General features: G+C 57.0%; 16 protein-coding genes. 3 read left to right on the top strand and 13 right to left on the bottom strand.

What is annotated here, in order from left to right; all coding sequences use genetic code 11:
* Window positions 1-4: 4 nt before the first annotated feature.
* The 5 genes from pheS to thrS form a co-directional block, all read right to left on the bottom strand.
* On the bottom strand, window positions 5-1021 hold the full coding sequence (pheS, locus tag ACOYXH_RS06860; RefSeq protein WP_003226365.1) for a phenylalanine--tRNA ligase subunit alpha: 1017 nt from the start codon (window positions 1019-1021) through the stop codon (window positions 5-7).
* A 109-nt stretch (window positions 1022-1130) separates the two neighbouring features.
* Entirely contained in the window at window positions 1131-1487 is a 357-nt protein-coding gene (gene rplT / locus ACOYXH_RS06855) for a 50S ribosomal protein L20 (protein ID WP_007913489.1), read from the bottom strand.
* Between the two features lie 28 nt (window positions 1488-1515).
* The gene (gene rpmI, locus ACOYXH_RS06850; protein ID WP_002553160.1) at window positions 1516-1710 is read right to left on the bottom strand and encodes a 50S ribosomal protein L35; all 195 of its coding nucleotides are present in this window, start codon (window positions 1708-1710) and stop codon (window positions 1516-1518) included.
* A 60-nt stretch (window positions 1711-1770) separates the two neighbouring features.
* Entirely contained in the window at window positions 1771-2322 is a 552-nt protein-coding gene (infC, locus tag ACOYXH_RS06845) for a translation initiation factor IF-3 (RefSeq protein ID WP_170947229.1), read from the bottom strand.
* Window positions 2322-4244 (bottom strand): threonine--tRNA ligase, encoded by a 1923-nt coding sequence (gene thrS, locus ACOYXH_RS06840; RefSeq protein WP_007913488.1) that lies wholly within the window; start codon window positions 4242-4244, stop codon window positions 2322-2324. Before thrS ends, infC begins: the two co-directional genes overlap by 1 nt.
* Before the next feature lie 372 nt (window positions 4245-4616).
* On the opposite strand from thrS, the gene ACOYXH_RS06835 reads away from it, so the two are divergent.
* Entirely contained in the window at window positions 4617-4919 is a 303-nt protein-coding gene (locus tag ACOYXH_RS06835; RefSeq protein ID WP_095047633.1) for a hypothetical protein, read from the top strand.
* Between the two features lie 288 nt (window positions 4920-5207).
* Entirely contained in the window at window positions 5208-5420 is a 213-nt protein-coding gene (locus ACOYXH_RS06830; RefSeq protein WP_003179963.1) for a cold-shock protein, read from the top strand.
* Window positions 5421-5492: 72 nt separating this feature from the next.
* Here the strand turns inward: ACOYXH_RS06830 and ACOYXH_RS06825 are convergent, their stop codons facing one another.
* A complete protein-coding gene (locus tag ACOYXH_RS06825; protein ID WP_034152742.1) occupies window positions 5493-5810 on the bottom strand; it encodes an I78 family peptidase inhibitor in 318 nt (105 codons plus the stop codon).
* 169 nt (window positions 5811-5979) lie between these two features.
* Complete coding sequence (locus ACOYXH_RS06820; protein WP_095047634.1) at window positions 5980-6285, bottom strand: hypothetical protein; 306 nt, start codon at window positions 6283-6285, stop codon at window positions 5980-5982.
* Between the two features lie 130 nt (window positions 6286-6415).
* Between ACOYXH_RS06820 and ACOYXH_RS06815 the strand changes: the two genes are divergently transcribed.
* The gene (locus ACOYXH_RS06815) at window positions 6416-6622 is read left to right on the top strand and encodes a hypothetical protein (RefSeq protein ID WP_460063853.1); all 207 of its coding nucleotides are present in this window, start codon (window positions 6416-6418) and stop codon (window positions 6620-6622) included.
* A 33-nt stretch (window positions 6623-6655) separates the two neighbouring features.
* Here the strand turns inward: ACOYXH_RS06815 and ACOYXH_RS06810 are convergent, their stop codons facing one another.
* The 6 genes from ACOYXH_RS06810 to ACOYXH_RS06785 are packed head-to-tail and all read right to left on the bottom strand — an operon-like array spanning window position 6656 to window position 12609.
* Complete coding sequence (locus tag ACOYXH_RS06810) at window positions 6656-7684, bottom strand: nucleoside hydrolase (protein WP_095047635.1); 1029 nt, start codon at window positions 7682-7684, stop codon at window positions 6656-6658.
* Window positions 7685-7715: 31 nt separating this feature from the next.
* Complete coding sequence (gene rbsD, locus ACOYXH_RS06805; protein ID WP_095047636.1) at window positions 7716-8120, bottom strand: D-ribose pyranase; 405 nt, start codon at window positions 8118-8120, stop codon at window positions 7716-7718.
* Complete coding sequence (rbsK, locus tag ACOYXH_RS06800) at window positions 8117-9034, bottom strand: ribokinase (RefSeq protein ID WP_095047637.1); 918 nt, start codon at window positions 9032-9034, stop codon at window positions 8117-8119. Before rbsK ends, rbsD begins: the two co-directional genes overlap by 4 nt.
* A 24-nt stretch (window positions 9035-9058) precedes the next feature.
* Window positions 9059-10078 carry a LacI family DNA-binding transcriptional regulator gene (locus tag ACOYXH_RS06795; protein ID WP_095047638.1) on the bottom strand — a complete coding sequence of 340 codons (1020 nt, stop codon included), beginning with the start codon at window positions 10076-10078 and terminating at the stop codon, window positions 9059-9061.
* A gap of 3 nt (window positions 10079-10081) precedes the next feature.
* A complete protein-coding gene (locus ACOYXH_RS06790) occupies window positions 10082-11059 on the bottom strand; it encodes an ABC transporter permease (protein ID WP_007913478.1) in 978 nt (325 codons plus the stop codon).
* The gene (locus ACOYXH_RS06785; protein ID WP_186624929.1) at window positions 11056-12609 is read right to left on the bottom strand and encodes a sugar ABC transporter ATP-binding protein; all 1554 of its coding nucleotides are present in this window, start codon (window positions 12607-12609) and stop codon (window positions 11056-11058) included. Before ACOYXH_RS06785 ends, ACOYXH_RS06790 begins: the two co-directional genes overlap by 4 nt.
* Window positions 12610-12621 lie beyond the last annotated feature (12 nt).

Below are 12621 nucleotides of genomic sequence, written 5' to 3'. Positions count from 1 at the left end.
ACGACTAGCGAAATTGCGCGAGGAACCGCAAGTCGTTGTCGAAGAACAGACGCAAGTCGTTCACGCCGTAACGGAGCATGGCCAGACGCTCGACACCCATGCCGAAAGCAAAACCGGAGAACTCTTCCGGATCGATGCCGGACATGCGCAACACGTTCGGGTGAACCATGCCGCAGCCCATCACTTCCAGCCAGCCGGTCTGCTTGCAGACACGGCAGCCTTTACCGCTGCACATCACGCATTCCATGTCGACTTCAGCGGATGGCTCGGTGAACGGGAAGTACGAAGGACGGAAACGTACGGCCAGCTCTTTTTCGAAGAACACCCGCAGGAATTCTTCGATGGTGCCTTTGAGATCGGCAAAATTGATGTCGCGATCAACCAGCAGGCCTTCGACCTGGTGGAACATCGGCGAGTGGGTGATATCGGAGTCGCTGCGATACACGCGGCCTGGGCAGACGATGCGGATCGGCGGCTGCTTCGATTCCATGGTGCGGACCTGTACCGGCGAGGTATGGGTTCGCAGCAGCATGTTGGCGTTGAAATAGAAGGTGTCATGCATCGACCGGGCCGGGTGATGGCCTGGGATGTTGAGCGCTTCAAAGTTGTGATAGTCGTCTTCGACCTCAGGGCCTTCGGCAATGCCGTAGCCGATGCGGGTGAAGAACTGCTCGACACGTTCCAGAGTCCGGGTCACTGGATGCAGACCACCGGAGGTCTGACCACGACCCGGCAATGTCACGTCAATGGATTCGGCAGACAGTTTGGCAGCCAGTTCGGCTTCTTCAAACAGAGCCATGCGCGCATTGAGAACGCCTGTAACACGTTCCTTGGCAACGTTGATCAGGGCGCCGACTTGCGGACGCTCTTCTGCCGGCAAATTCCCCAGGGTCTTCATCACCTGAGTCAATTCGCCCTTTTTGCCAAGGTATTGAACCCGGATTTGCTCCAGGGCATTGATATCTTCAGCGCTTTGCACAGCCTCTAGTGCTTGAGAGACCAGCGCATCCAGGTTTTCCATGTACAGACTCCAGATACAAAATAGGGGAAGAGCTTGAAGGCTCTTCCCCTATTTAAGACGTTTACCACCTGACCCCACGGAAGTGAGGCCGGGTGATTGTCGGGGGTACTTAAGCCAAGGTGGCTTTAGCTTTCTCGACAATCGCAGCAAACACCGCTTTTTCGTTCACTGCCAGATCAGCCAGAACCTTACGGTCGATCTCGATGGACGCTTTTTTCAGGCCAGCGATGAAACGGCTGTAGGACAGACCGTTAACACGAGCACCAGCGTTGATACGAGCGATCCACAGAGCGCGGAACTGACGCTTTTTCTGACGACGGTCACGGTAGGCGTATTGGCCTGCCTTGATTACCGCTTGCTTGGCAACACGGAATACGCGGGAGCGTGCGCCGTAGTAGCCTTTAGCAAGTTTCAGAATTTTTTTGTGACGCTTACGGGCAATGACGCCACGCTTTACACGAGCCATGAGTTACTTCCTCTATTCTTGACTAAAATTAACGAAGGCGCAGCATGCGCTCGACTTTTGCCACGTCAGACGGATGCAGCAAGCTGCTACCGCGCAGTTGACGCTTACGCTTGGTCGACATTTTAGTCAGGATGTGGCTCTTGAAAGCGTGCTTGTGCTTGATACCGTTAGCAGTTTTCAGAAACCGCTTAGCAGCACCACTTTTGGTTTTCATTTTTGGCATGTTCGGATACTCCGCATTCAGTTGATAAACATAATCAGAAGGCCTGCCGTGCCCTGTTGATTACTTCTTCTTTTTCGGGGCGATGACCATGATCAGCTGGCGTCCTTCCATCTTAGGATGCTGTTCGACCGAACCGTACTCGAGCAGGTCAGCTTCAACCCGCTTGAGGAGTTCCATCCCCAGCTCCTGGTGGGCCATCTCACGGCCGCGGAATCGCAAGGATACCTTGGCCCTGTCCCCATCACTCAGGAAACGTACCAGGTTGCGCAGTTTTACCTGGTAATCCCCTTCCTCCGTCCCTGGACGAAACTTGATTTCTTTAACCTGAATCTGCTTCTGGTTTTTCTTGGCTGCGGCAACCTGTTTCTTCTTCTCGAAGATCGATTTGCCGTAGTCCATCAGTTTGCAAACAGGGGGTACTGCATCGGCGGAAATTTCCACCAAATCCAGTTTGGCCTCTTCAGCCTTAAGAAGCGCGTCTTCAATTGACACAATCCCAAGCTGTTCACCTTCAGCCCCAATTAACCGAACCTCGCGTGCCGAGATATTCTCGTTGATCGGGGCTTTCGGTGCAGCTCGTTTATCTTGTCTCATTTCACGCTTAATAATAATTACTCCGAATCTGGGCGACCACGCCGGGAAACCGCTTGCGCGAGAAACTCAGCGAACTGGGCGACGGGCATCGAGCCCAGGTCAGCACCTTCACGAGTACGCACAGCGACAGTCTGCATCTCGACTTCCTTATCTCCGATTACCAAGAGATAGGGAACCTTGAGCAAAGTATGCTCGCGGATTTTAAAGCCGATCTTTTCATTTCTCAAGTCGGACTTGGCACGAAATCCGCTTTCGTTGAGAGTTTTTTCAACTTCTGCAACAAAATCTGCCTGTTTATCAGTGATATTCATGATCACCGCCTGCGTTGGCGCGAGCCAGGCAGGGAACGCACCTTCGTAGTGCTCGATCAGAATCCCGACGAAACGCTCGAAGGAACCGAGGATCGCACGGTGCAACATCACTGGGTGTTTGCGGCTGTTGTCTTCAGAGACGTATTCAGCGCCCAAACGGACAGGCAGGTTAAAATCGAGCTGCAGAGTACCACATTGCCAGACCCGACCAAGGCAGTCTTTCAGCGAGAACTCGATCTTCGGACCGTAGAACGCGCCCTCACCCGGCTGCAGATCGTACGGCAGGCCCGCAGAATCAAGGGCTGCAGCCAATGCAGCTTCAGCGCGATCCCACAACTCGTCGGAACCGACACGTTTTTCCGGACGAGTGGACAGCTTCATCTCGACATCGGTAAAGCCGAAGTCACGATAAACGTCCATGGTCAGCTTGATAAACGCGGCGGACTCAGCCTGCATCTGCTCTTCGGTGCAGAAGATGTGGGCGTCGTCCTGAGTGAACGCACGTACGCGCATGATGCCGTGCAGAGCACCCGATGGCTCGTTACGGTGGCAGGCACCGAACTCGGCCAGACGCATCGGCAGCTCGCGGTAGCTCTTCAGGCCCTGATTGAACACCTGCACGTGGCATGGGCAGTTCATTGGCTTGATCGCGTAGTCGCGGTTTTCCGACTGCGTGGTGAACATGTTGTCGGCGTAGTTGGCCCAGTGCCCGGATTTCTCCCACAGGCTGCGGTCAACGACTTGCGGCGTCTTGATTTCGAGGTAGCCGTTGTCGCGCTGGATCTTGCGCATGTACTGCTCGAGCACCTGGTACAGAGTCCAGCCGTTCGGGTGCCAGAACACCATGCCCGGGGATTCTTCCTGGGTGTGGAACAGGCCCAGACGCTTGCCGATCTTGCGGTGATCGCGCTTTTCAGCTTCTTCGATGCGCTGAATGTAAGCCGCCAGTTGCTTCTTGTCTGCCCAAGCGGTGCCGTAAACGCGCTGCAACTGCTCGTTCTTGGCGTCGCCGCGCCAGTAGGCACCGGACAGCTTGGTCAGCTTGAAGGATTTCAGGAAACGCGTGTTCGGCACGTGCGGACCGCGGCACATGTCGACGTATTCTTCGTGATAGTACAGACCCATGGCCTGTTCGTTCGGCATGTCCTCGACCAGGCGCAACTTGTAGTCTTCGCCACGAGCCTTGAACACTTCGATCACTTCGGCGCGCGGAGTGACTTTCTTGATCACGTCGTAATCTTTTTCGATCAGCTGTTGCATGCGCTGTTCGATAGCGGCCATGTCGTCCGGAGTAAAAGGACGTTCGAAGGCGATGTCGTAATAGAAGCCTTCGTCGATGACCGGCCCGATGACCATTTTCGCAGTCGGGTACAACTGTTTGACCGCATGACCCACCAGGTGAGCGCAAGAGTGGCGAATGATCTCCAGCCCCTCTTCATCCTTTGGCGTGATGATTTGCAGGGTCGCGTCGCTGCTGATGATGTCGCTGGCGTCGACCAGTTGGCCATTGACCTTGCCGGCCAGGGTGGCTTTGGCCAGACCGGCACCAATGGATGCGGCGACCTCGGCTACGGAAACCGGGTGATCGAATGAACGTTGACTGCCGTCGGGAAGAGTAATAGTTGGCATGGCGCCTCCTCTCCTAGTGGTGACCCCTACCAAAGGTCACGTGGGTTGGGATGAGCCAGTACAAGATCCGATCCAGGCCATTCAATGACGAACGCCTGCCTTACAGCGGCAGGAGCCTTGCGGCCAACCGGAAAACCGAACCAGAGTGACTGGGATTCAAATCGAAAATATTCGCACGTTGACCGCTGCCGGGACTGTAGGTCATCCGGAGCCTGAGAACGCTTGAGCCCGGCATGCTAGCACAGATGAGCGGTCACTTATGCCTCTGTTTGATCAGAAGGCAAATCGTCTGTTTTTATGCCAGAGTGCTGAACTTGATAGGCCTTTCAGCCCTCAGATAACAAGACATTGACCCACAAGGAGCATCCTCGCATGCGTCTGAATACCCTGTTCGCCGTCGTCGCCCCTATCGTTATGTTACTGCCGCTGAGCGCCCACGCCGACTGGCCGAAGGGCGAGCGCGAGAAGTACATGGCGCAATGCACCCAGGCGGCGACCCAACAAATCGGTGCTGCGGCTGCCAAATCCCATTGTGCTTGCGGCGCTGACGCCATCAAGTCTTATCCAGCGAGCGACATTCAGGCGCTGATGGACAACAAAGCCACTCCTGAATTGCAGCAGAAAGCACTGGGCCAAATCGCCAAATGCAAGGCAAATACTCCGGCGAAAAAGTGATCAAAGAAGTCTTCTGAGTTGGCTCAGCGCCGCTAAAAAGGGCTGAATTTGAGCCTTTTCAGATGATTTATGCAGGTTTTACAGGTTTTTTTATCGTCTTTACGTTCCGCCAAAAGCCTTGTAAACCGGGGCTTTCAGCCGATAAAGGCAGTAAAGAAAACACGACTGATTGGCAAACAGCACGTCCGGGGGGCTACCAAAGCGAACATTTCGACTATGATACCCGGGTGTGCCCAGTTGGCCTGAGCAGCACAGTACTGAAAAATATATGTTTCTTGGAGATACACCATGTCTAATCGCCAAACCGGCACCGTTAAGTGGTTCAACGATGAAAAAGGCTTCGGCTTCATCACTCCTCAAGGTGGCGGTGACGACCTGTTCGTACACTTCAAAGCTATCGAATCCGACGGTTTCAAAAGCCTGAAAGAAGGCCAGACCGTCTCTTTCGTGGCTGAGAAAGGCCAAAAGGGTATGCAAGCTGCACAGGTTCGCCCAGAGTAATTTCTGCGCGCACTAAAAAAACCCCGTCCATGTGACGGGGTTTTTTATGCCTGCAATAAAAGCCTTCGCTAATCAGCCGCAGTTGACACGAGTGATCACCAGGTTGTTGTCGGTGTTCAGATTCAAGCGATCGGAGCGGTACTCGAGCGTGATCATGTCGTTCGGCTTGAGGAAGCGAGCATTTTGCGCCCCGGCTTTGTTGCGCGCCTGCTCCAGCAACTCTGGCGAAGCTTTCTTGCCAATGGCGAACTCCGCCGCCGATGCTTCACAGCGGCTATGACCGGCTTCGGTCGCCACAGATTCCTTTGCCGACTCGCTGGAGGTCGTGCTGCAACCGGCCAACATCACAGCGGCCATAAGTGCACCCAGTGTCGCGAACTTCAAAGGCATGAAGCCTCCTTGTTTTCAAAATGGTTAAGCTGAGATCGTGCGACCGCCATTCAAGCGATTGGTTTCACAGCCAAGGCCATCACCCTGCCCCACGACCGGAAAAGCGCCGAGTGTGCCTGAGCGGCACGTACCACTTCATCAATCAATCGTGACTGAATATTAACGGTGCTCAATAGACATCGATGTAGTCATACGGCGGATTCGGCCAGTTCTCCTTCAACGCGTTGAAAATCTGCATCACCCACACCTCATCACTGGCCGCGACGTTACCCACGTACCCTGAACCCTTGGCCCAGGTTTCCAGGCGAAACAGCAAACCGTCGATATCCTGCCCACCGGTGATACCCGAAGAAATGTAAGCGATACCGCCCTTGGTCACGCGCAGCTGCGTGTGTTCGTCATCACTGGCCGAGGCGAGCAACTGGCGCACCGCGTCGAGCGTGAGGCCGTCAGGGGTGTTCAAATCGATCTGCACAGCACAATCCTTGGAAGCCTTAAAAGACCAAGTGTCGCATAGCGCTCCGCTCATGCCTAAGTCGCAGTGCCAAATGCCCGACAAAATGGTTAACTCAAATACAAGATCTTCCGACTATTCGAGCGCTCTCATGACCACCATCAGCATCGACGCCGCCATTAATGCCAAATGGGCAGACGGACACAGCTCTTACAGCCCGGGAACCACCGAGGAGCTTGCGCTGATTGGTATCGATCTATTGGTCAAAGAGTTGGGCACAGAAGCGGCCAAGCAATTCATCAAGCAGATTTTCGAGCGCTACCCCAGCGAGCAGGCTGAACACACTGAGAGGGTGTAAAAACCCGCAGGCTGGCACCTGCGGGGGAGTGGCTTACTTCAGACGTTTCAGACGCTCGGTCAGCAAGTCAAAGAAGCCTTGCGCGTCGCCATTTTCCACCCAGAAGGCGTTTTTCGGCGCCTTCAGGCCGTCGTACCAATCGACGATGGTCTGACCGAAAGTCGGCCCTTCACGACTATCCACCACGACATTCACCGAGCGACCGGTGAACAGTTCCGGCTTGAGCAGATAGGCCACAACGGTAGCGTCATGCACCGGGCCACCCGGAATACCGTAGTGCTCCATGTCGCCTTTGATGTACTCATTGAGGATGTCGCCGACAATCTTGCTCGCGTTGTTGTTCAGCGCAGCGATCTGCTTCAGTCGCGCGTCACTGGTGAGAATCTTGTGGGTCACGTCCAGTGGCAGGTAGGTCAGTTTCACGCCGCTTTTCAGGACCACTTCGGCCGCTTGCGGGTCAGCAAACAGGTTGAATTCAGCCACCGGGGTGATGTTGCCGCCGTTGAAGTGCGCACCACCCATGATCACCACTTCCTTGATGCCCTGAACAATTTCAGGCTCCTGGATCAGCGCCAATGCCAGGTTGGTCTGCGGACCAAGCATGGCGATCGTGATGCTGTGCGGCTTGGCTTTTTTCAGGGTATCGATCAGGTAGTTGACAGCATTGCCCTCAGCCAGCCCCTTTTTCGGTTCGTGCACGGTGACACCCGACAGGCCTTCCTTGCCATGGATGTTCTCGGCGTAGATCGGTGTGCGCATCAGCGGCTTCGGCGCGCCAGCATAAACCGGTACGTCCTCGCGCCCTGCCCACTCGCGCGCCAGTCGTGCGTTACGCGAAGTCTTGTCGAGGCGCACGTTGCCGGCCACGGTGGTCAGCGCGCGAATGTTCAGTTCTTCCGGCGAGGCCAGCGCGAACAACAGGGCGACCACGTCGTCGGCCCCTGGATCGGTATCGATGATCAGGTCGATTTTTTCCGCCGCCTGAGCGCCGGTCGCAGTGATTACGGACAAAAGCAGTAAACCCCGGATGAGTTGATGCAGTTTCTGAGCATAGCGTTGCATGGCGCATTCCTTGTGCTTGTGAAATCAAAAGTTAAAAGGTGACTCCAGCGACCAGCACGATGTTGCAGTACGGCTGACATTCGCCTGTACGAACAATCGCCCGTGCCTGTCGGCTGAGAACCTTGAATTGCTCGTGACTGAGCAGATCACGACGGCCCAGAGCACCCTCTTCATTCAACGCGTCCAGCGCATTCAGTGCGGTCGGTTGCTTGTCGAAGATTTCTTTGGCCAGTGCATGGCTTTCCACCTGCATCTCGCTTAGCACGACTTTCAGGGTACTGACGAAATCCGGGACACCGTGGGTCAGCGCCAGATCAATTAGCTCGACACCCGGCGGCACCGGCAGCCCGGCATCACCAATGACCACCATGTCGCCATGGCCCAGGGACGCGATTAGTCGCGACAATGCGACGTTGAGCAGAGGAGTCTTTTTCATGCGGGTTTAAAGGCCTGTACGTCGGATAGGGTTGGAATGGACGGCTGCGCGCCGGCGCGGGTTACCGATAACGCGGCGGCGATCTGCCCGAAACGAATCGCCTCGGCCTCGGACCTGCCATTGGCCAGCGCAGCGGCGAAACCACCCACGAACGTGTCGCCTGCGGCCGTGGTGTCGACGGCCTTCACTTTGGGCGCCGGGAAATGCTCAAAGCTTTGGCCATTGGCGAACAGCGAGCCTTGCGCACCAAGGGTAATAATGACTTTGCCCGCACCCATGGCGATCAACTGACTGGCTGCACTTTCTGCCGTTTCCTGCGAGTCCACCGGCAACCCGCTCAACACGGTCGCTTCGCTCTCATTGGGGATCAGGTAGTCGATCGCCGCAAACCAGTCTGCCGGCAGTGGACGACTGGCCGGCGCCGGATTGAGGATCACGATTTTACCCAGCGCGCGCGCGCGCTTGAGCGCATGCCCCACCGTGGCATCCGGAATTTCGAGCTGGCAGATGATCACGTCTGCGGCTTGCAGCACCGCATCAAACCGGTCGATCACTGCGGGCGTCATGGCGCCATTGGCGCCGGCGACGATGACAATGGCGTTCTGACTGTTGTCATCGACCACGATCAACGCCACACCACTGGAGTCATCGACAGCGCTCACTGCCTGGCAATCGATCTGTTCGGCCAACAAGGCGTTGCGTAGTTGCACGCCATAATCGTCGCTGCCAACACAGCCAACCATCGCCACCTGCGCGCCCAAACGCGCTGCGGCCACCGCCTGATTGGCGCCCTTGCCGCCGGAAACCGTGGCAAACGAATGACCGATCAACGTTTCGCCACCGACCGGCAGCCGTGGCGCCCGGGTCACCAGATCCATGTTCAGGCTGCCTATTACCACTACATTTGCTGGCATACATCATTACTCGTCAATTCGGTTTCAGCGGTATTCGGTGAACACGCCGGACAACGGTGCAGTGGATTCGCGCAAGACAATACTCGGGGTCACGATCCGTTGATCAGTGCCCAGGTTCGGCGTGGCAATCCTGCGCAGCAGTACTTCGGCCGCCATCTCGCCCAGTTGCAGGATTGATTGCCCCACCGTGGTGAGTGCCGGGTAGACGTAACGACTCATCTGGATATCGTCGAAACCAATCACCGACAGCTCGCTCGGCACGCGCACATTGCGCTCCGCCGCCGCTCGCAGCACACCAATGCCGATCATGTCGTTACCGGCAAAGATTGCGCTCGGCGGATTGCGCTCGAGCAGAATCGCCGCTGCGTTGTACCCGCCAGTACTGGTGAAATCGCTTTCCAGCATGCGCTCCTGACGGACATCAACGCCCGCCTCTTTCAGCGCTCGGCAATAGCCGGCCAGACGCATCTGCGCAACACTGGTGCTGGCCGGGCCGCCGATGGTGGCGATGTCGCGGTGCCCCAGTTCAAGCAAGTGCCGGGTCGCGAGGTAAGCGCCGTATTCGTGATCGATACGCACCAGATCGGCATCGACGCCATCCAGACTTCGGTCGACGATGACCATCGGCGTTTTCACCCCGGCCAACCCCTGCGCCAGGCCGCTGTCACCGCCAGCGGAAGCAACGATCAAACCGTCGATGCGCTTCTCCAGCAACACGCGCAAATAGCTGCGCTGCTTGTCGGGATTGTCGTCGGAGTTGCAGAGGATCACGCAATAGCCGTTACGCTCGCAATAATCCTCGATGCCCCGCGCCAACTCGGCGAAGTACGGGTTGAGACTGTTGGGCACCAGCAGGCCGATGGTTGCAGTGGTCTTGGCTTTGAGCGAGCGCGCCACCGCACTCGGCACATAGTCGAGGCTCTTGATCGCCGCCTCGACTTTCAACCGCACTTCCTGACTCACCGGACGGGTGTTGTTCACCACATGCGACACCGTCGTGTAGGAAATCCCCGCGAGGGCTGCCACATCCTTGATCGTTGCCATCTCTTAGCCCCGGCGACTGGCGCGCTGACTGCGATAAGTGTCGAGCACCACCGCGATCACGATGACGGCGCCGGTGATGATTCGTTTGGTCGGTTCAGTCGCACCGATCTGCGCCAGACCTGCCGCCAGGACCGAAATGATCAAGACCCCAAAGAATGTGCTGATCACCGAACCACGCCCGCCCATCAGGCTGGTACCGCCGATAACCACAGCTGCGATTACCTGCAACTCCAGACCGGAACCGGCATTCGGGTCAGCAGCTTCCAGACGGGAAATCTGAAACAGCGCAGCGATACCGGCCAGCAGCCCCATCAGGCTGAACACCAGAATCTTGTAGGGTTTCGGATTGATCCCCGCGAGGCGCACCGCCTCTTCGTTGGTGCCAATGCCGATCAGGTAGCGACCGAACACGGTACGGGTCAACACGGCCTGAGCGATGATAATCACCAGCAAGGCAATGATAAACGATGGCGAGATGCCGAACGCGATCGGGTTCGACAGCCAGGCAAACGAATCACCGATGTACGCGGTGCGCGATCCCGTCATCTGATAAGCCAGACCCCGAGCCATTTCCAGCACACCGAGAGAAACGATGAACGATGGAATCCGCCACGCCACCGTGATCGAACCGGTGACGGTGCCAGCCAGTGCGGCCACTGCCATGCCGAGCAACGCTGACGGCAACACGCCCCAGCCCCAGCCAAGAATGGCAACGCTGACCGTCGAAGCAGCCAATGCCAGCACCGACCCCACCGAAAGATCGATGCCGCCAATGATCAATACGAAGGTCATGCCGACCGCCAGCACCATCAGATCAGGAATCTGGTTGGCCAGCGTACTGAAGGTGTTATACGACAGAAAGTGGCTGCTCAAGACCGAGAACAGCGCAATCATCGCCAGCAAGGCACCGGCCAGGCCCAGATAAGTGCCCAGGCCATAGAAGTTGCCACTACGTTTGCCGGCAGGAGATGCAGTTTTCATGGGAGATCCCTAGGCGCCGCTTCGTTGAGCAACGCATCACGTTTTTGGTAGCCGGCGAACGCGGCGGCAAGCAAATCATCCTGGGTCCAACTATCGCGCTCGAAGGTGTCGATCAAGCGCCCTGCCGACAGCACGCCGATCCGGTCGCAGATCAGCATCAGTTCACGCAGGTCACTGGAGACCACCACCAGCGCTTTGCCCTGGCGCGTCAGTTCGCCGAGCAAGGCATAAATGTCGAACTTGGCGCCGACGTCGATGCCACGGGTCGGCTCATCGAACAGCAGCACCGAACAGTCGCGCTCCAGCCAGCGGCCGATCACAACCTTCTGCTGGTTGCCACCGGACAACTCTGAAACCAGTTGTGTCGGACTCGAACTACGAATGCGCATGGCGTCGATCTGACGCTGCGCCAAAGCGATCTCGTCGCCATTGTTGACGACACCGCCACTGGAGATTTCCGGCATGTTGCCCAGTGCGATGTTGGCGCTGATCGATTGACTCAGCAGCAGGCCTTCACCCTTGCGGTCTTCGGTAATCAACGCGATACCGTTGCGCACCGCATCGACCGGCGAGCGCACACTGACCACTTTGGCCGGGGAGCCGAGCGCGATGGTGCCGCTGTCGGCAACGTCCGCACCAAAAATCAGTCGCAGCAGTTCTGTGCGCCCTGCCCCGATCAATCCGGAAATCCCGAAGATCTCGCCGGCACGGACTTCGAATGAAACATCGCGCACTTTGTCAGAGCGATTCAAACCCGTGACAGTCAGCGCCGGGGCGCCGATATTGCGCGGGCCCATGTCGATGTGCTCGCCCAGTTCACGACCGACCATCAGCGTAACCAGTTGCTCGCTGTTGTAATTGGCCATCGGCTCGACACAGACCAGATTGCCGTCACGCAGCACGGCAATGCGCTGTGCGACACGGGCCAGCTCTTCGAGACGGTGGGAAATGTAAATGATTGAAACGCCGCGCGCCTGCAACCGGGTGATCTGCTCGAACAGCATTTCGACTTCACGTGCGGTCAGCATCGCGGTCGGCTCATCGAGAATCAGCACATGGCAATCGCCAATCAGGTTACGGGCGATTTCAACCATCTGCTGATGCCCGATCCCCAGCTCGCCGACCAGCGTATCCGGATCAATCGCGTCGAGACCGACTTGCGCCATGGCTTCGATCGCCGCTTTGCGCAGTTGTTTGCGGCTGATCCAGCCGCCGTTGCTTGGCAGGTTGTCGAGAAACAGGTTTTCCGCGACCGACAATGTCGGCAACAGATTGAGTTCTTGCATGACCATACGCACGCCGAGTTCTTCAGCCTGGGTGCGGCTGCCCGGACGGTAGTCCTTGCCGTGGAATTGCATCTGGCCGGTGGTCGGCGTGACCAGTCCGCCAATGATTTTCGACAGGGTACTTTTGCCGGCACCATTCTCGCCGGTCAGCGCCAGCACTTCACCGCGCATCAGCGTCAGATCGATGCCGGTGAGCACCGGTTGCGCATAGGTCTTACCGATACCGCTGACCGAGAGGACAGCGTTCGGGGCGGAAACTGACATAAAAACTCTCCA

This window comes from Pseudomonas sp. Mb7 (genome assembly GCF_054790525.1).
Note: the sequence above shows the minus strand (reverse complement) of the source record. Positions and strands in the feature narration are given on the sequence as shown.